The 17,490-nt window shown below is 72.7% G+C and carries 17 protein-coding genes; 3 read left to right on the plus strand and 14 right to left on the minus strand.

What is annotated here, in order from left to right; all coding sequences use genetic code 11:
- The 6 genes from E1298_RS29280 to E1298_RS29305 form a co-directional block, all read right to left on the minus strand.
- On the minus strand, positions 1–1,335 hold a 1,335-nt coding region (locus E1298_RS29280; RefSeq protein ID WP_131898899.1), incomplete at its 3' end, for an aldehyde dehydrogenase family protein.
- A gap of 115 nt (positions 1,336–1,450) precedes the next feature.
- Positions 1,451–2,434 carry an AraC-like ligand-binding domain-containing protein gene (locus E1298_RS29285; protein ID WP_131898901.1) on the minus strand — a complete coding sequence of 328 codons (984 nt, stop codon included), beginning with the start codon at positions 2,432–2,434 and terminating at the stop codon, positions 1,451–1,453.
- Positions 2,435–2,560: 126 nt separating this feature from the next.
- A complete protein-coding gene (locus E1298_RS29290; RefSeq protein ID WP_131898903.1) occupies positions 2,561–2,953 on the minus strand; it encodes a nuclear transport factor 2 family protein in 393 nt (130 codons plus the stop codon).
- Positions 2,950–4,464, minus strand: a complete 1,515-nt coding sequence (locus E1298_RS29295) for a sugar ABC transporter ATP-binding protein (RefSeq protein ID WP_131898905.1) — start codon at positions 4,462–4,464, stop codon at positions 2,950–2,952. Before E1298_RS29295 ends, E1298_RS29290 begins: the two co-directional genes overlap by 4 nt.
- A 5-nt stretch (positions 4,465–4,469) precedes the next feature.
- Positions 4,470–5,537 carry a sugar ABC transporter substrate-binding protein gene (locus E1298_RS29300; RefSeq protein WP_207944903.1) on the minus strand — a complete coding sequence of 356 codons (1,068 nt, stop codon included), beginning with the start codon at positions 5,535–5,537 and terminating at the stop codon, positions 4,470–4,472.
- 20 nt (positions 5,538–5,557) lie between these two features.
- Positions 5,558–6,598 carry an ABC transporter permease gene (locus tag E1298_RS29305; protein WP_207944904.1) on the minus strand — a complete coding sequence of 347 codons (1,041 nt, stop codon included), beginning with the start codon at positions 6,596–6,598 and terminating at the stop codon, positions 5,558–5,560.
- A 304-nt stretch (positions 6,599–6,902) separates the two neighbouring features.
- Here E1298_RS29305 and E1298_RS29310 point away from each other — a divergent pair, with 304 nt between their 5' ends.
- On the plus strand, positions 6,903–8,426 hold the full coding sequence (locus tag E1298_RS29310; RefSeq protein WP_131898907.1) for a GMC family oxidoreductase: 1,524 nt from the start codon (positions 6,903–6,905) through the stop codon (positions 8,424–8,426).
- Here E1298_RS29310 and E1298_RS29315 read toward each other — a convergent pair.
- The 4 genes from E1298_RS29315 to E1298_RS29330 all read right to left on the minus strand — a co-directional run bounded on the left by E1298_RS29315 (position 8,377) and on the right by E1298_RS29330 (position 10,855).
- Positions 8,377–9,048, minus strand: a complete 672-nt coding sequence (locus E1298_RS29315) for a dienelactone hydrolase family protein (RefSeq protein WP_131898909.1) — start codon at positions 9,046–9,048, stop codon at positions 8,377–8,379. The genes E1298_RS29310 and E1298_RS29315 overlap by 50 nt on opposite strands.
- Positions 9,045–9,464 (minus strand): CBS domain-containing protein, encoded by a 420-nt coding sequence (locus tag E1298_RS29320; RefSeq protein WP_131898911.1) that lies wholly within the window; start codon positions 9,462–9,464, stop codon positions 9,045–9,047. Before E1298_RS29320 ends, E1298_RS29315 begins: the two co-directional genes overlap by 4 nt.
- 166 nt (positions 9,465–9,630) lie before the next feature.
- Entirely contained in the window at positions 9,631–10,491 is an 861-nt protein-coding gene (locus E1298_RS29325) for a PAC2 family protein (RefSeq protein ID WP_131898913.1), read from the minus strand.
- Between the two features lie 148 nt (positions 10,492–10,639).
- Complete coding sequence (locus E1298_RS29330) at positions 10,640–10,855, minus strand: hypothetical protein (RefSeq protein ID WP_131898915.1); 216 nt, start codon at positions 10,853–10,855, stop codon at positions 10,640–10,642.
- Between the two features lie 222 nt (positions 10,856–11,077).
- Here E1298_RS29330 and E1298_RS29335 point away from each other — a divergent pair, with 222 nt between their 5' ends.
- Positions 11,078–12,256: a saccharopine dehydrogenase family protein gene (locus tag E1298_RS29335; protein WP_131898917.1), complete on the plus strand. Its 1,179-nt coding sequence runs from the start codon at positions 11,078–11,080 to the stop codon at positions 12,254–12,256.
- Between the two features lie 79 nt (positions 12,257–12,335).
- Here the strand turns inward: E1298_RS29335 and E1298_RS29340 are convergent, their stop codons facing one another.
- The 4 genes from E1298_RS29340 to E1298_RS29355 all read right to left on the minus strand — a co-directional run bounded on the left by E1298_RS29340 (position 12,336) and on the right by E1298_RS29355 (position 16,456).
- Positions 12,336–13,688 carry an FAD-binding oxidoreductase gene (locus E1298_RS29340; RefSeq protein ID WP_243725884.1) on the minus strand — a complete coding sequence of 451 codons (1,353 nt, stop codon included), beginning with the start codon at positions 13,686–13,688 and terminating at the stop codon, positions 12,336–12,338.
- Entirely contained in the window at positions 13,685–14,509 is an 825-nt protein-coding gene (locus tag E1298_RS29345) for a fumarylacetoacetate hydrolase family protein (RefSeq protein ID WP_131898919.1), read from the minus strand. Before E1298_RS29345 ends, E1298_RS29340 begins: the two co-directional genes overlap by 4 nt.
- 27 nt (positions 14,510–14,536) lie before the next feature.
- A complete protein-coding gene (locus tag E1298_RS29350; RefSeq protein WP_131898921.1) occupies positions 14,537–15,547 on the minus strand; it encodes an endo alpha-1,4 polygalactosaminidase in 1,011 nt (336 codons plus the stop codon).
- Between the two features lie 135 nt (positions 15,548–15,682).
- Positions 15,683–16,456, minus strand: coding sequence for an IclR family transcriptional regulator (locus tag E1298_RS29355; RefSeq protein ID WP_131898923.1), 774 nt, complete (start codon positions 16,454–16,456; stop codon positions 15,683–15,685).
- 74 nt (positions 16,457–16,530) lie between these two features.
- On the opposite strand from E1298_RS29355, the gene E1298_RS29360 reads away from it, so the two are divergent.
- Positions 16,531–17,466 (plus strand): zinc-binding dehydrogenase, encoded by a 936-nt coding sequence (locus E1298_RS29360; protein ID WP_165975725.1) that lies wholly within the window; start codon positions 16,531–16,533, stop codon positions 17,464–17,466.
- Positions 17,467–17,490 lie beyond the last annotated feature (24 nt).

Genomic DNA, 17,490 nt, shown 5'->3' on the forward strand with positions numbered 1-17,490 from the left:
GAGGATGGGGAGCATGTTGACGAAGACCGCGCCGGCGCGGATCTCGGCGGCGAGGCGGTGGGCGGTGGCGAGGTCGCGGGTCCAGAGGGAGGCGGCGAGGCCGAAGTCGGTGTCGTTGGCGCGGACGGCGAGCTCCTCGGCGTCGTCGTAGGCCAGGACGGGCAGGACGGGGCCGAAGATCTCCTCGCGCGCGATGGTCATGTCGTCGGTCACGCCGCCGAAGACGGTGGGCGGGTAGAAGAAGCCGTTCGCGAGGCGGCCGTCGGCGCGCTCGCCTCCGGTGACCAGTTCGGCGCCCTCGGTCTTGCCGGTGCGGACGTAGGAGTCGACGCGTTCGAGGTGTTCGAGGGAGACCAGGGGGCCGATCTGGGTCTCGGGGTCCAGGCCGGGGCCGAGGCGGAGGGACGCGGCGGCGGTGGCGAGTTTCTCGGTGAACTCGTCGGCGCGGCGGCGGTCGACGTAGAGGCGGGTGTAGGCGGCGCAGACCTGGCCGCTGTTCAGCAGGGCTCCCTGGAGGTTGCCGGCGACGGCCTTGTCGATGTCGGCGTCGCGGGCGATCACGCTCGGGGCCTTGCCGCCGAGCTCCAGGGTCACCCGCTTGAGGTTGCCGGCCGATCCCCGGACGATCTCGCGTCCGACCTCGCTGGAGCCGGTGAAGGAGACCTTGTCCACGTCCGCGTGCGCGACGAGGGCCCGGCCGGTCGCGGGGCCGCCGGTGAGGAGGTTGACCGCGCCGGGCGGGAAGCCCGCCTCGGCGCAGAGCTCGACGAGGCGGACGGTGGTCAGCGGGGTCTGCTCGGCCGGCTTGATGATCACCGTGTTGCCGCAGGCCAGGGCGGGCGCGAGCTTCCAGGAGGCGATCATCAGCGGGAAGTTCCACGGGGTGATCAGCGCGCAGACGCCGACCGGCTCGCGGCGGACGTAGTGCAGGGTGTCGGGGAAGGAGACCGGGGAGACCGCGCCCTCGATCTTGGTGCACCAGCCGGCGAAGTAGCGGAAGTGCTCCGCGGCGCCCGTGACGCTCACCGAGTGGGCGACGCCGAGGGGCTGGCCTTGGTCGCGGGTCTCCAGCTCGGCGAGCTCGGCCTGGTTCTCCTCGATCAGGTCGGCGACCCGCCACAGGAGGCGGGCGCGGGCGTTCGGCAGCATCGCCGACCAGGCGGGGTTCTCCAGGGCGGTGCGGGCCGCTTCGACGGCGCTGTCGACGTCGGACGATCCGGCGTCGGCGCAGACGCTGAGCAGCTTCCCGGTGGCGGGATCGGACGTGGTGAACTCGGCGCCGCTTTCGGCGGCCGTCCACTCGCCGTTGATGAAGAGCTGGCCTTGCGTGTCCATTGGTCTCCCCCTTGCACGATTCGCCGACAAGATCAGCTTCACCGGCAACGGTAGGGGGAGTCTTGTCTGTCGCCGTACGGATGTTGACTGCACCCGTACGACCGGCGCAAACGCGTCAGTAGGGGCGTCCGGTGGTGACGGTCACGCCGCCGCCGGGCGCGCTGCTGACCCGGTACTCGCGGGGGCTGGCGCCGTACGCGGCCTTGAACAGCCTGCTGAAGTGCGCGGCGTCGACGAAGCCCCAGCGGGCCCCGATCGCGCTGACGGGGCGGTTCAGCTGGAGGGGGTCGCGCAGGTCGCGGCGGCAGTGCTCCAGCCGCCGCTCCTTGATCCACATCGAGACGGTCGTGCCCTCCTCGCGGAAGAGCTTGTACAGGTGCCGGGACGAGACGAAGTGCGCGGCGGCGATGCCGTCGGGGCTCAGGTCCGGGTCGTCCAGGTGGCGCTCGATGTAGGCGCGCACCCGCATCAGCAGCGCGCGCCGCCGCGAGTCGGCGGTGGGCACCGTCACGTCCAGGCGCTCGGCGAGCAGCGTCACCAGGAGGTCGACGATGTTGTCGCCGAGCCGCACGCTGCCCTGCTCGTCCAGCTCGTCCAGGTTCCGGGCGAGTTGGACGAGGAAGGGCGACAGCAGCGCCCCCACGCCCTGGCGGCCGGAGATCCGGGTCGCGGTGATCCCGGCGATGGCCTCGTCGGGCAGGTGCAGCAGGCGGCGCGGGACCATCAGGACGAGCTGCCGGTAGGAGTCGTCGAAGGCCAGCGTGTACGGGCGGGTCGTGTCGTAGATCGTGAAGTCGCCGGGGACGAGCGGCGCCTCACGGCCGTCCTGGGTGAGCAGGCAGTACCCGCTCAGCTGCACGCCGAGCTTGTAGTGCCCGGGATCGGACCGGGCGATCAGGGACTCGGTGCGGCGCACGATGTGGGGGGTGGCCGCGACCTCGGCGACCCTCAGGGCCCCCAGCTCGCACCCGCGCATGCGGCCCTCGAAGCGCTCGGGCCGCGCGGTGTCGGTGCGCAGCGGCACGAACATCTCCGACACCGAGCTGCGCCAGAACTCGAACCGCTCGCCCGCGGGCAGATCCGAGGTTCGGATGAGCATCGACATACGCTCTCCAGATGAGATCCCCCGATCCCCTGTCACGTCACATACTGCCCTGTCGACGCCGGACAGGCCAGGGGTGTTCCACTCCCCGGAACCTCCCCGACCTGCGACCATGTGCCCGGCTCAGTCCATGGCGGCGCGGACGCCGTGTGTGTCGGTGAACTGCTCGAAACCGGTCACCTTGCCGCCCCGAACCCTCCAGACATGAACAAATCGGACGCGCATGGACCGTCCCGTCGCCCGGTAGGTGCCGGAGTAGTGGCCGATCCCCACCACGGTGCCGTCACCGCCGTCCACGAGCTCCTCCATGTCGGCGCTGAAGCCCTTCCACTCGCGGCCGAGCCGCTCGAAGACCCCGCTCTTGATCGCGTCGGTCCCGACGTAGGTGCCGGCGTAGGGGAATCCGTCCATCTCGATCCACGCCACGTCCGGGGCGAACGCCTCGACCATTCCGTCAAGGTCGCCTCGGTCCGAGGCCGCGTAGTGGGCCTTGATGATGTCGAACGCTTCGCTCATTGCCTTCCTCCTGTGTTAGAGATGAAAACGATCGCATGCTGGTCGAGTTCCTCGCCGGACAGCCGCGCCGCGATCTTGCCGCGGTGGAAGACCAGGACGCGGTCGCAGAGCGTGGTCAGCTCGTCCAGGTCGGTCGAGGCGAGCAGGACCACGGCGCCGTCGCCGGCCGCGGCGCGGATCAGCTCGTGGATCTCCGCCTTCGCCCCCACGTCCACGCCGCGGGTCGGGTCGTCGAGCAGCAGGACGGCCGGAGACGCGTCGAGCCACTTGGCCAGGACGACCTTCTGCTGGTTGCCGCCCGACAGCAGGCCCGTGCGCTGCTCGACGTCCCGGCAGCGGATGCGGAGCCGCTCGACGTGCCCGCGCGCCCTGGCCCGCAGCGCCGACCGGCGGACGATCACGCCGTCGCGGCGGAGTCCGATCGCGCGCACCTGCCCGATGTTCTCCCAGAGCGGCTTGTCGAGCATGAGGCCGCGCCCGCGCCGGTCGCCCGACACCACCGCGACCCCCGCGGCGATCGCGCGGCGCAGCCCTCGCGGCACCGGGCGGTCGCCGGGCAGCCGGACGGTCCCCCGGGTCGGGCGCCGCAGTCCCGCGACGAGCTCCAGCACGGCCAGGTGCCCCGAGCCCGCCAGCCCCGTGACCCCGACGATCTCCCCGGCCGGGACTCGCAGCCCGACGTCGCTGAGCACGCCGTCCACCGTCACCGCCTCCAGCCGCAGGTCGCCGCCGGGCGGGCCGTCCGGGCTCGGCGGGACGGCCGACTCCACCGGCTCCGGGCTCCGAGCGGACCGGGGGCCGAGCATCGCCGTGACGACGTCGTCGATGGACAGGTCCGCGCGGTCGGCGCCCATGAGCACCGCCTGGCCGTCCCGCAGCACGGTGATCGTGTCGCAGAGCTGCATGACCTCTTCGAGGATGTGCGAGACGAACACGACCCCGACCCGCTGCTCCCGCAGCACCCGCAGGATGCCCAGCAGCCGGTCCGAGCCGCTGCGGTCGAGCGCCGAGGTCGGCTCGTCCAGGACGAGCACGCGGGGCTCGGCGATCAGCGCCCTGGCGATCTCGACGAGCTGGCGCTGCCCGAGCGACAGGTCGCCGACCAGCGTGCGCAGGTCGACCTCCAGCCCGAGCCTGGACAGGATGGGACGGGCCGCCGCGACCATGGCGCGCCGGTTCAGGAACGGGCCGCGCCGCGGCTCGCGCAGCGGGTAGAGGTTGGCGAGGACGTCGAGGTCGGGGAACAGGTTCAGCTCCTGCGACACGACGGCCACTCCGTGACGCACGGCGTCGGCGGTGTCGTGGAAGGAGACGGGGCGGCCGTCGAGGCTGAGGGTCCCCGCGTCCGGCCGGATCGCCCCGGAGAGCACCTTGACCAGGGTCGACTTCCCGGCCCCGTTCTCCCCGAGCAGCGCGTGCACCGACCCGGCCTCGACGCTGATCGCGCCGTGCGCGAGCGCGGTGACGCCGCCGTAGACCTTGGTGATGCCCTGGGCGCGCAGTACGGTCATGGCGCTCAGTCGGCCTGGGACAGGGGCTTGAGGTAGGTGCCCGGGTTCGCGAGCTGCTTGTCGGCTATCGCGCGGAAGTAGGCGGCGCGGCTCTTGGCGTCCACCTGCCGCTGCATCACCTGGTCGATGTTCGCGGAGTTGACGACCAGCGTGCCCGGGTTCCACCAGCCCTCCGGCAGCTTGGTCCCGGCGCGGCGGTGCTGGGTCATCAGCCGGAGCGCGACGTAGCCCTTGAGCCAGTGCTCGGGCGAGGACAGCGCGAACAGCGATCCGTCCTTGACGGCCTTCAGCGCGGCCGGGTCGATGTCGCACGACCCGGCGAGGAACTTGCGCCCGGTCTGCTTCTGGATCAGCGGCAGCGAGACGCCGTCCTGGCCGCCGACGCCCAGGAAGGCGATGGCGTTCGGGTTCGCCTTCACGATCGAGTTCCAGGCGTTGTAGTTGTCGGTGGGCTCGGACTTGGAGTCGAGCGGCCCCTTGATCTTGAGCCCGGGACGCTCCTTGGCGATCACGGAGGTGAGGCCCTTGATGCGCTGTTCGAGCAGGCCGAGGCCGGGGATGTCGTTGCCGATCACGACCTCGCCGGTGGCGTTCGCCGGGACGTGCTTGACGAACTCCGTGCCGAGCGCCCGTCCGACCTCGGTGTTGCTGTTGCCGACGAACAGCTTGGTCTTCGTGCCCGGGGGCGGCGCGGCGTCCACGGCGACGGTCGGCACGTCGGTGTCGGCGGCCCGCACGAGCGGGCGGACGAACAGGTCCGGGGCGAGGCTCTGCAGGGCGATGCCGTCCTTGGAGTTGCGGGTCGCGGACTGGAACAGCTGGACCTGGGCGGGCCCGTTGACGCCGGTCGGCGCCGCCGAATTGAGCGTGACCTTGCCGTCGACGTCGGCGGCCGCCTTCGCGCCGAGCGCCATCTCCTGGAACGGGTTCTGCGTCGTGCTGGCGTAGACGAACCCCATCTTCAGGGTCCCCGTCTTCTTGCCGCCGCCTCCGCCCGAGTCGCCCGAGCCGCACCCGGTCACCACGAGCACGCCGATCAGCGCGGTGGCGAAGGTCTGAGATCTGATCCTCACGATGCCCTCCAAGGGGGTGGTCAGAGTCCGAGCCGGGCGCTCTCCCGCCGCCGTCTCCGCCGCACCAGGCTGTCGAGTGCGACGGCCGCGAGGATGACGGCGCCGGTCGCGAACGCGCTCCAGTTGGCGGGGATGTTGAAGTACTGCAGCCCGCTGGTGACGACGCTCAGCAGTACCGCGCCCAGGCAGGCGCCGAGGACGGTGGCGCTGCCGCCGCGCAGCGGCGTGCCGCCGATGATGGCGGCGGCGATCGCCTGGAGCTCGAACCCGGTGCCGATGTTGGGGTCGCCGGAGGTGAAGAAGGCGAGCCCGAGCACCCCGGACAGCCCGGCCAGCAGACCGACCAGGACGAGCGCCTGGAGGCGGACCCGCGCGATCGAGATGCCGGAGAACGTCGCGGCCTCGGGGCTCGACCCGATCGACCGCACCCGGTACCCGAACGGCGTGAACCGCAGCACCACGGTGAGCCCCACGGCGACCAGCAGCAGGACCCACACGCTCGTGGGCACGCCGAGCGTCTTGCCGCCGAGGAAGGTGAAGAAGGAGCTCTCCAGCGGCAGCCCGGTGACCTGCTTGCCGCCGCTCAGCGCGAGCGACAGGCCGTGGAAGACCGACAGCGTCGCCAGCGTGGCGACGATCGCGGGGATCGCCACGAACTGGACGATCAGCGCGTTGACCAGGCCGAGCAGCGCGCCGAGGCCCACACCGAGGGCCGCGGCCGGCCACGGCGGCACGCCGTGGTTCATCAGGAGGCCGGTGGAGACGACCGTCAGCCCGAAGGCCGCGCCCACCGAGAGGTCGATCTCGCGCATCGCCAGCAGGTAGGCCATCCCGCAGGCCAGGAGCCCGACGTACACCGACGACTGGAGGGTGTCGAGGAGCTGGCCGACCCGCAGGAAGTCCGGATGCAGGACGCTGATGAACACGACCAGCATCACGGTGGCCACGAGGACGCTCGTCGCCTCCCCGCGCCCGGCCCTGATGGCCAGCGCCATGCCGGGCCCCCGCAGGGCGAGCACGCCGGACCCGCCGGACGCGCCGTCCCCGCCGGACCCGGGCACCGGATCGGCCGTGGTGCCCGTGCGATCGGCGCTGTCCCTATTGTCCGTCCCGGATGTGCTGTCCGTCTCGGATTGCCGGTCCGCGGTCACAGGCGACCCCCCTTCCTCGTCGGCAGTGGACGCTTGCGGGCCAGTCCACCGCCTGGTCCGTCCCGCGCTCTTGGCTCTGTCGGAACAGTCCTTGTCTGTGGCGGCACGACCTGCGGCGGCCCGTCCGGGGGCGCGGATCCGCGTGCTTACGCTGACGCCGGTGCGCTGGGAGACCGAGTCCCTCCCATGCCCGCAACGACAGGGAGACCGCTCGATGGACGACGACGGGAGCGCGCGCGGGCGCGCCCGCAGGGCCGATGTGATCGTGGTCGGCGCCGGCTCGGCCGGCTCGGTCGTCGCGCGCCGGCTGGCGGACGAAGGGCACAGCGTCCTGGTCGTGGAGGCGGGCCCGCACCGGGACGTGCCGGAGGTGGACGATCCGGCCCGCATGCACGAGCTGTGGGACTCGCCCCTCGACTGGGCCTTCCGCACCGTCCCGCAGGAGGCGGCCCACGACCGGAGGCTGCACCTGCCGCGCGGCCGCCTCGTCGGCGGCTCGCACGCCCTGAACGCCATGATCTGGGTCCGCGGCAATCCCGCCGACTACGACCACTGGGCCTCGCTCGGCAACACCGGCTGGTCGTGGCGGGACGTCCGGCCGGTCTTCGAGCGGATCGACGGGCTCGGCACGGGCAAGCCCGGGATGATCGACATCCTCACCGGGTTTCAGCCCGACCCGGTGCAGTGCGCGATCGTGGAGGCCGCGCGGCAGGCCGGGCTGCCGTTCAACCCCGACTACAACGGCGACTGCCAGGACGGCGTGTCGTTCATGCAGTTCACCATCCGCGGCCGCCGGCGGCTCACGACGGCCCGCGCATACCTGGCGCCGGTGGTGGGCCGCGGCGTGACGCTCGTCCCGGACGCGCAGGCCCGCCGCCTGCTGTTCGACGGGTGGCGCTGCGTGGGGGTCGAGTGGGAGCGCGACGGGGCGCTGGAGCAGGCCCGCGCCGAGCAGGTGGTGCTGTGCGCGGGCGCGATCGGCTCGCCCGCGCTGCTGATGCGCTCGGGGATCGGGGACGCCGGCATGCTCGCCGCCGCGGGCGTCGACACCGTCGTCCATCTGCCGGGGGTCGGCCGCAACCTCCAGGACCACTGGCTGGTGCCGGTGATCGCCTCGACCGACCGGCCGTCCGCCGTCTCGCCGGGGCTGCCCTCCACCCAGAGCCACCTGTTCTGGCGCAGCCGCCAGGATCTGGAGGTCCCCGACCTGCAACCGCTGCACTTCGGCGTGCCGCTCTACGAGCCGTGGATGCAGGGCCCCCCGGACGGCGTCTCGCTGATGGCGGGGCTCGTGCGTCCCGCGTCCCACGGGGAGGTCCGGCTGTCCCGCTCACCGTGGGACCCGCCGCTGATCGACCCGCGCGTCCTGTCCGAGGAGGCCGACCTGGACGCGCTCTGCGCCGCCGTCCGGCTCTGCCAGGAGATCGTGGCGAGCGCCGAGCTGCGGGACGGCTGGGGCGCGCGCGAGCTGTATCCCGGTCCCCTGGCAGAGAGCGCCGAGGGCCTGCGCGCCTACGTCCGCAGGTCCGTCGTCACCTACCACCACCAGGCGGGCACCTGCAAGATGGGCGTGGACGACCGGGCGGTCGTCGACCCCGAGCTGCGCGTCCACGGCGTGGAGGGGCTGCGCGTCGCGGACGCCTCGATCATGCCGGCGGTCACGACGGGCAACACCAACGCGCCGGCCGTCATGATCGGCGAGAGGGCCGCGGACCTTCTCGGCCGAGCCGCCGGTTGAACCAATCGGCGGCCTGCGTGGTGACCTCTTCGAGCGCTCCCGGCTCCTCGAACAGGTGGGTCGCCCCGGACACGACGTGGGTCTCGGCCTGGTCGAGCGAGCGCGCCGCCTGGTCGTTCAGCGCCAGCACCTCGGGGTCGCGCCCGCCGACGATCAGCAGTACGGGCGCCTTCACGCGGGGCAGCGACGGGCCGGCGAGGTCCGGGCGCCCGCCCCGCGAGACGACCGCGGCGACCTGGGCGGGACGGGCGGCGGCCGCGGCCAGCGCGGCGGCGGCGCCGGTGCTGGCGCCGAAGAGCCCGAGCGGGAGCCCGGCGGTCAGCGGCGCGGCCTCCAGCCCCTCGGCCAGCCGGTCGATCGTCCCGATCAGGCGCATGGCCAGCAGCTCGATGTCGAAGCGCAGCCCGGCCGTCACCGAGTCGAGCTCCTCCTCGCGCTCGGTGAGCAGGTCCATGAGCAGGGTTCCGATGCCGGCGGCGTTCAGGCCGCCGGCCACCGCGCGGTTGCGCGGGCTGTGCCGGGAGCTGCCGCTGCCGTGGGCGAACAGCACCATGCCGGTCGCGCCCTCGGGGATCGCCAGGTCGCCGGCCAGCGCGGCGTCCGCGAGCCGAATGGTGATCATATGTTCGGCGGCTCCGCGCTGATGTCGGCGAGGGCCGAGCGCTCGTCGCGCTGGACGGCCAGGTCGCCGATGGACACCATCCCGATCGGACGGTCCCCGTCCATCACCGGAATGCGCCGCACGGCGTGCCGGCGCATCAGCGTGACCGCGGCCTCGGCGTCCTCCCCCGGCGCCACCGTGACCACGTTGGTGCTGCAGATCTCCGCGACCGTCGTGGCCGCCATGTCCCGCTCGGCGGCGACCGCGCGGACGACGATGTCGCGGTCGGTCACCAGGCCGCGCAGCCGTCCCTCGTGGACGACCAGCACGTCGCCGATGCCGTGCTCGCGCATCAGGTCGCCGGCCTCGACCAGGGACGCGTCCGGGGACACCGCCACCGGCACCGGAGTCATCACTTCGTTGACCTTCTGAGCCATGAGAACCCCCTGGGCTCGCCTACCCAGCGTCCACGGGGATATGCCGCCGGGGCGGCTCCCGGCAGGACGGCTCGGCAGGACGGCTCGGCAGAACGGGCCCTCAGGAGGGCGGCTCCCTGGCGGAGCAGGCCCTTAAGGAGGGCGGCTCCCCGCCAGGGCCGGGCCTTCAGGATTGCGACTCGGGCCCGTCCTGCTCGGCGAGGAAGCGCTCGAACTGCGCGCCCAGCTCCTCCGCGGTCGGCATGTCCTGCGACTCGGCGAGCAGGTTGTCGCGCTCGGAGGCCCCGGCGAAGGCGTCGTACTGCTGCTCCAGGGCGCGGACGACCTTCTCGACCTCGTCGTTGCCCTCGACCTGCTCGGCGATGTCGGCGTCGGTGCGGGCGGCGGCGTCGCGGAGGCGCCCGGCCGGCAGCGCCAGGCCGGTGGCGGCCGCGATGGCCTCCAGCGCGGCGACGGCGGCGGCCGGGTAGGCGGACTGGGCGAGGTAGTGCGGGACATGGACGGCCAGGCCGAGCGCGTCGTGGCCCGCCTCGCCGAGCCGCAGCTCCAGCAGCCCGGCGGCGCTGCCCGGCACCTGGACCTTGTCGAACCAGGAGTTGCGGGTGACCAGCTCGGGACGGGTCGCGTGCGAGGTCATCCCCACCGGGCGGGTGTGCGGGACGCCCATCGGGATGCCGTGGAAGCCGACGACCAGCCGGGCTTCGAGGCGCTCGACCAGGTTCACGACGGCCGCGGTGAAGCCCTCCCAGAGCCGGTCGGGCTCGGGCCCCGACAGCATCAGGAACGGGCTGCCGGCCTCGTCGCGGACGAGCCGGACGACCAGCTCGGGCGCGTCGTAGGCGGACCAGTGGTCGCGGTCGAAGGTCATGCTCGGGCGGCGGGCCCGGTAGTCGATCAGCGAGTCGGCGTCGAAGCGGGCGACGACGCGGTGCTCCAGGGCGTCCAGGAGGTGCTCGCGCACGAGCTGCCCGGTGGATCCCGCGTCGACGAAGCCGTCGAGGCTGTGCAGCAACACCGGTCCGGTCATTTCCGGAAGGTCGGTGTCGAGCTCGTAAAGATCCTCAGGGTTCAGCAACTTCTCCCCCACATCGTCATGTCGATGGACTCAACACTAAGACATGCGGGGGTGAATCCCGGGATCGACTGTGATCGCCATCGCACCGCGGGGCGGCCGGTCAGGGGCGGCTCCACAGCGGCACCGAGAGCAGGATCAGGCTGACGCCGATGAGAACGATCCCGGCGGACCCGCCGCCGTCCTCGCCGGGCACGCGCTCAGGGCGCGTCCGGGAACCGCTTCGGGAACCGCTCCGGGACTCGCGGAGGAGCGGCCTCAGGAACCATCCGAAAAGGAGCAAAGCACCGGCGTCGAGTACCGCCGCGAGCACGCCCATGCCACATCTCCCCTAGTCAGAGCCATATCTGGACCGCAGCAGAGCCACATTAGGGCGGGGACGGGAGCCGGATCCGGGACGCGCCGCACGTCGATTCCCAAGAATTCTGGATCGTTCCATAACCTGGCGGCGGCGTACGGTCGCTCACATACCCGGCCCCGCCCGCACACTGGGGACGGCCAACGCGAAAGAATCGGATTCGGCAACGCGAGAGGGGTTCTCATGACGGCGGACCGCCCGTACGACATCGTCCTGTTCGGCGCCACCGGCTTCACCGGCGCCCTGACGGCCGAGTACCTGGCCGAACACGCCGATCCCGGGACGCGCTGGGCGCTGGCCGGGCGCAACCAGGCCAAGCTCGCGGCGGTGCGCGACCGGATCGCCGCGCTGAACCCCGCGTGCGCCGACCTTCCGCTGCTGCACGCGGACACCGCCGACGCCGGCTCGATCGAGGACGTCGCCAGGGCGGCCTGGGTCGTCATCACCACGGTCGGCCCGTACGTCCAGCACGGAGAGCCGCTCGTCGCCGCCTGCGCGCGCGCCGGGACCGACTACGTCGACCTGACCGGCGAGTCCACGTTCGTCGACCAGATGTACCTGAAGTACCACGAGGTCGCCGTGGAGAGCGGCGCGCGGATCGTCCACGCCTGCGGTTTCGACTCGATCCCCCACGACCTCGGCGCGTACTTCACCGTCAAGCAGCTCCCCGAGGGTGTCCCGCTGTACGTCGAGGGATTCGTCCGCGCGCAAATGGACGCGTCCGGCGGCACCCTGCATTCGGTCGTCGGCATCTTCTCCGACGTAACCGGCATGGTGCGCGCCGAGCGCGCGCGCCGCCGCGCCGAGGGCGGACCCGTCGGCCGTCAGGTCCGCGCCTCACGCCGTCCTACGCCGAAGGCCCGCGTTGGAGGCGGCTGGACGCTACCGGCGCCGACCGTGGACGCGCAGATCGTCGTCCGGTCGGCCGCCGCGCTCGACCGCTACGGCCCCGACTTCACCTATGGCCAATACCTCGCCGTCAAGCGGCTGGCCACCGCGGCGGGTCTCGTGGCGGGTTCCGGCGCCCTCCTCGCGCTCGCTCCGATCCCGCCCGTCCGCTCGCTCCTGCTGCGGTTCCGCGCGTCCGGCGACGGGCCGTCGCCCGAGCGGCGCGCCCAGAGCTGGTTCAGCGTGAAGTTCGTCGGCGAGGGCGGCGGGAAGCGGGTCGTCACCGAGGTCGCGGGCGGCGACCCCGGCTACGGCGAGACGGCCAAGATGCTCGCCCATTCGGCGCTCTGCCTCGCCCACGACGACCTTCCCGCCACCGCCGGCCAGGTCACCACCGCCGCCGCGATGGGCGACGCGCTGATCGACCGGCTGGCCAAGGCCGGGATCGCCTTCCGCGTCCTGGAGACGAGCTGAGCCCGGAGACGGGACGAGCTTGGAGACGAGCTGAGAGACGAGCTGAGCCCGCGGAACCGCCCCTGAGGGTCCCGCGGGCTCAGATCGCCTTGCCCGGGTTCATCAGCCCGGACGGGTCGAGTGCCTGTTTGATCTGCCGGTGAACGGCCCGGGTGCCGGCCCCGAGCGCCGCGTCCAGCCAGGGGCGTTTCAGCACGCCGACGCCGTGCTCGCCGGTCAGCGTGCCGCCCAGCTCGATCGCGGCGGTGAAGACCTCGTCGGCCGCGGCCTGGACGTGCGGCGGCGGCTCGGCCAGGCCCCGGTCGAAGACGAACAGCGGATGCAGGTTGCCGTCGCCGGCGTGCGCGACGGTCAGGATCCGGACGCCGCGCCGGTCCGCCACGTCCTCGATGCGGCGGATCATCTCGGGCAGCCGGGAGCGCGGCACGCACACGTCCTCGACCAGGCAGTTCCCGAGCCGCTCGGCGGCGGGGTAGGCCAGCCGCCGCAGGTCCAGCAGCGCGGCGGCCTCGGCCGCGTCGGTGGAGGCCGCCGCGAACCCCGCGCCCGCGTCCGTGCAGCGCCGCACCAGCTCCCGCGCCGGGCAGTCCGGCCCGTCCGTCTGCGCGATGATCACGGCGGCCGTGTCCGGGTCCAGGTCGATGCGGCGCCACTCGTCGATCGCCCGCAGCGTCGCCCGGTCGACCAGCTCCAGCAGGCTGGGCCGCAGCCCGTCCCCCATGATCGCGGCCGCCGCCTCGCCCGCCGCGGCGAGCGTTCCGAAGGTGGCCAGGACCGTCACCGGCGGCTCGGCGGGCGCCGGGCGCAGCCGGACGGTCGCCGCCGTGATCACCCCGAGCGTCCCCTCGGACCCGACGAACAGCCCGGTGAGGTCGTAGCCGGTGACGCCCTTGACCGTCCGCCCGCCGGTGCGGATCACGCGCCCGTCCGCCAGGACGACCTCAAGGCCGAGCGCCGAGTCGCGGGTGACGCCGTACTTCACGCAGCGCAGCCCGCCCGCGTTCGTCGCGAGGTTCCCGCCGATCGTGGAGATCTCGTGGCTGGACGGGTCGGGCGCGTACATCAGGCCGTGCTCGCGCGCGGCCCGGTCGAGATCGGCGGTGATGACGCCCGGCTCGACCACCGCGAGATGGTCGCGCGGCGCGATCTCGCGGATCGCGGTCATCCTGGCCAGCGAAAGCACGAGGCAGCCGTCCACCGCCGTGGCGCCCCCGGCCAGCCCGCTGCCGCCGCCGCGCGGGACGACCGGCACCCGGTGCACGTGCGCCCACTCCATCGCCGCGACCACGTCGCCGAGGTCGCGGGCGAGGACCACCGCGAGCGGCGCGCCCGGCACCGCGTAGGTCTGGTCCCGGGCGTAGGCGTCCATGGCGTCCGGGTCGGCGACGACACGTCCCGGGGGGAGCCGGCCGATCAGCGCCTCGGCGCTCACCCGGCGCACCGGTTGCCGAGGACGCCGAGGCCCTCCACCTCCGTCATGACGACGTTCCCGGCGCGCAGCCGCACCGGCGGGGTGCGGCTGTCGCCGATGCCCGGCGGCGTCCCGGTGAGCAGCACGTCGCCCGGGTCGAGCGTCACGATGCCGCTGACGTAGGAGACGATCTCGTCCGGCGGGAACAGCATGTCGGACGTGCGGCCCCGCTGCATCGTCTCGCCGTCCACCGCGCAGGTGATCTCCAGGTCGGCGGCGTCGCCCACCTCGTCGCCCGTCACCAGCGCCGGGCCGAGCGGGGTCGTGGAGTCGAACGTCTTGCCCTGGAGCCATTGCGTGGTCCGGCGCTGGAAGTCGCGGGCGCTGACGTCGTTGGCGACGGTGTACCCGGCTATCGCGGCGCGGGCGGCGTCCCGGCCGGCGGCGCGGACCGTCCGTCCGATGACGATCGCCAGCTCGGCCTCCCAGTCCATCGCGGTGGACGCGGCGGGCAGCACGATCTCGTCGGACGCGCCGATCAGCGAGCGGGCGAACTTGGCGAACAGGGTGGGGTGCTCGGGGGTGTCGTGGCCCGTCTCGGCGATGTGCTCCTTGTAGTTGAGCCCCACGCAAATGATCTTGCTGGGGTTCGGGACGACGGGCGCCAGGTCCAGGTCGCCGAGCGGGACGGGACGGCCCGCCGCCGCGGCGGCCCGGTCCCGCCAGTCCGCGCCCGCCGCCAGCAGCGCGCCGACGTCCGGCGCGTCGAGCGGGGTGACGCCCGTGCCGTCGAGCCGTCCGGCGCGGGTGCCGTCCTCGGTGCGGAAGGTCAGAAGTCGCATGCGTGCTCTCTCGCTCGTCTCGCCGCGTCAGCGGCAGGGGGTGTAGGGCGTGTCTCTGAGGTCGTAGTCCTCGCCCTTCTTGATGGTGCTGAACCTCCAGGAGGCGGACCGGGCCACGCGGCAGAACGCCAGCGGGTCACCGGAGTCGGCGGACGGCTTGTACTCGACGCCGAACACGGCCTTGCCCGCCCGGACGAACGCCTTCAGCCCGTCGCAGTCGTGGTTCTCCCAGCACTCCTCGTTGATCGCGAAGTCGAACAGGGGGGCGAGCTCGGCGAGCTGGCCGAGGTCGTTCTTCAACCCGGCGGCCAGCCCGTGCCTGTGCGCCATGGCCGCGAGCGCCCGGTTGTAGACGAGCTGGGTGCCGGCGCCGATGTTCCAGCCGGTGATCTTCGCCCCGTCCTCGTGGGCGTTGACGACGTCGAACTCGACGCCGTCGAACCCGGCCTGGACGCACTTGCGCACCCGCGCCTCCTGCATCCGGAGCATGAAGTCGCGCTGGCCTCGGTCGTTGTTGATGTTGGCGTAGTTCTCGTCCGGGAAGCCGGGGTAGGACCTGCCGATCAGCGATCTGCCGTGCGCGGCGTCCCACTCCACGAACTGCCGGTAGTCGGCGCGCCCCTTCTCGACCGATCCCGCGTCGATGTAGCAGATCGCCTTGGCGCCCATGGCGTGGATCGCCTTGACGGCGGCCGTGTTCAGCGTGGTGTTGTTCCCGACGACCGACGCGTCCGCGTACAGGTCGATGTCGAACACCTGGGGGCGCACGCAGGCGGTGCCGCCGTACGGCTTCGCGCAGATGCCGACGTTGACGCCGCCGGTCGCCGGATAGGCCCGGTTGCCGGAGAGCTGGTACTGCCACCGGCTGCCGATGACCGGCTTCCACATCTTCGCCTTGCCCGGCGAGGCCGTCCCCGGGGAGGCCGTGCCGGGGGTCGCGCTCCCGGAGGAGGAACCGCTGGGGGACGGGGTGGCCGAGGGCTTGGACGACGACCCGTCCGAACAACCGGTCCCCGCCAGAACGAGAACGAGCCCCAATGCGAAGAGCGGGCCCCGGAACCTCGACACAGTGGATCTCTTTCCGCAATACGGAATCAACTTCCGTTCTACAGACAACCAGCCGTCCACACGCTCTGTCAAGCACCCCCGCCCCACCCTTGACCCGTGTCGCGCTCACGGCGCGGCGGACTTGTCGAGCTCCTCCGCGAGGATGGTGCGGAGCCGCCCGGCGACCTCGGTCAGGCGCGCCTTGGGGAAGCGGTCCTTCGGGGCGGTGACGCTGATCCCGGCGGACGGCGTGGTGCGTCCGAGGAAGACCGGGACGGCCGCGCAGCGCACGCCGTCCTCGTTCTCCTCCAGGTCGAGCGAGTACCCCCGCTCCCGGATCTCCGCCATCTCCTCGGCGAGCCGCGCGGGCGAGGTGATCGAGTGGCGGGTGACGGCCCGCAGCTCGTGCGCCGCGGCCCAGAGCCGGATCGCCTCGTCCGTCGGGTAGGTCCAGGCCAGCAGGGCCTTGCCCACGCCGGTGCAGTGCGCGGGGTTCCGGCCGCCGATCACCGAGGTCATCGTGATGGGGTGGATGGCCTCGACCTTGTCCACGTAGACGATCTCGCCGCCCTCCAGGACGGCCATGTGGGTGGTCTCGTTGAGCTCCTCGCGCAGCCGCAGCAGGATCGGGTGGACCAGCGCGCGCAGGTCGATCCGGTCGTAGAACCGGAACGCCGCCGCGAGCAGCTCGGTGCCGAGGAAGTACGGCCCGTTCGGCTCCGGCTGGGCGGCGAAGCCCCGGTGCCGCAGCGCGCCGAGCAGCCGGTGCAGGGAGCTGCGCGGGATCCCGGAGCGGACCGCCAGATCCTCCAGCGTCACGCCCCGGCCGCTCTCGGAGAGCAGCTGGATGATGCGCAGCGCCCGGTCCACGCTGCCGACCGGCGACTCTTTCTGGGTCATGCGCCCTCTTCCTCTGGTTTCCGCTATACGGAATGCTAGCCCACGATACGGATGCCTGCTACATTCGCCGCGTGATGAAGGCACTCGTTTTCACCGCACCGAGTGTGGTGGAACTGCATGACATCGACGAACCGTCCGTGAAAACCGATGAGATCATCGTCGAGGTGGCCGCCGCCGGGATCTGCGGCAGCGAGCTGCACGGCGTGCGCACCCCCGGCTTCCGGACCCCGCCGCTGGTGATGGGGCACGAGTTCGCCGGGACGACGCCCGACGGGCGCCGCGTCGTGGTGAACCCCATTCTCTCCTGCGGCCACTGCGATCTGTGCGCCCGGGGGCGCAGCCAGCTGTGCCGCGAGCGCGCCCTGATCGGCGTGCACCGCCCGGGCGGGTTCGCCGAGCGGGTCGCCGTGCCGGTCTCGTCCGTCCACGTCCTCCCTGAGGTGATGTCCTGGACGGCGGCGGGCCTGATCGAGCCGATCGCGTACGCGGTGCACACATGGAACGTTGCACAAGTGCCCGAGGGGGCGCGGGTCGGCGTGATCGGCTGCGGGACGATCGGGCTGCTGTGCGTCCAGCTCGCCCGCGCCCGCGGCGCCTCGGCCGTGGTCGCCGCCGACGTGTCGCAGCGGCGCGCCGCCGTCGCGGCCCGGCTGGGCGCCGACGGCGCGGGCCCGTCCCTGCGCGGCGAGTTCGACGTGGTCTTCGACGCGGTCGGCCTGCCGGTCACCCGCGCCGACGCGCTCGCCCGCCTGGCGCCCGGCGGCACCGCCGTGGGCCTGGGCCTGGCCAGCGCCGACCCCGGCTTCGACGCCTCCGACCTCGTCCGCGCGGAGAAACGCCTGCTCGGCTCGTTCGGCTACACCGCCGCCGAGTTCGCCGCCGCCGTGACCCTCGCCGCGGAATGGGACCTCAGCTGGGTCGACACCTTCCCCCTCACCGACGGCGCCCGCGTGTTCACCGACCTGATGAACGGCGGGACCGAGCCCGTCAAGGCCCTCCTCACACCATGACCTCCGCCCCGACCCGCCCCCCGG

Origin of the sequence: Actinomadura rubrisoli (assembly GCF_004349215.1) — a bacterium.
Taxonomy (GTDB): domain Bacteria; phylum Actinomycetota; class Actinomycetes; order Streptosporangiales; family Streptosporangiaceae; genus Spirillospora; species Spirillospora rubrisoli.

Coding starts and splice junctions, on each gene's coding strand:
- E1298_RS29285 (WP_131898901.1), bottom strand. CDS start 2,434: ATGCTCATCCGAACCTCGGATCTGCCCGCGGGCGAGCGGTTCGAGTTC.
- E1298_RS29355 (WP_131898923.1), bottom strand. CDS start 16,456: ATGACCCAGAAAGAGTCGCCGGTCGGCAGCGTGGACCGGGCGCTGCGC.
- E1298_RS29290 (WP_131898903.1), bottom strand. CDS start 2,953: ATGAGCGAAGCGTTCGACATCATCAAGGCCCACTACGCGGCCTCGGAC.
- E1298_RS29345 (WP_131898919.1), bottom strand. CDS start 14,509: ATGCGACTTCTGACCTTCCGCACCGAGGACGGCACCCGCGCCGGACGG.
- E1298_RS29320 (WP_131898911.1), bottom strand. CDS start 9,464: ATGGCTCAGAAGGTCAACGAAGTGATGACTCCGGTGCCGGTGGCGGTG.
- E1298_RS29315 (WP_131898909.1), bottom strand. CDS start 9,048: ATGATCACCATTCGGCTCGCGGACGCCGCGCTGGCCGGCGACCTGGCG.
- E1298_RS29335 (WP_131898917.1), top strand. CDS start 11,078: ATGACGGCGGACCGCCCGTACGACATCGTCCTGTTCGGCGCCACCGGC.
- E1298_RS29295 (WP_131898905.1), bottom strand. CDS start 4,464: ATGACCGTACTGCGCGCCCAGGGCATCACCAAGGTCTACGGCGGCGTC.
- E1298_RS29310 (WP_131898907.1), top strand. CDS start 6,903: ATGGACGACGACGGGAGCGCGCGCGGGCGCGCCCGCAGGGCCGATGTG.
- E1298_RS29330 (WP_131898915.1), bottom strand. CDS start 10,855: ATGGGCGTGCTCGCGGCGGTACTCGACGCCGGTGCTTTGCTCCTTTTC.
- E1298_RS29325 (WP_131898913.1), bottom strand. CDS start 10,491: ATGACCGGACCGGTGTTGCTGCACAGCCTCGACGGCTTCGTCGACGCG.
- E1298_RS29360 (WP_165975725.1), top strand. CDS start 16,531: ATGAAGGCACTCGTTTTCACCGCACCGAGTGTGGTGGAACTGCATGAC.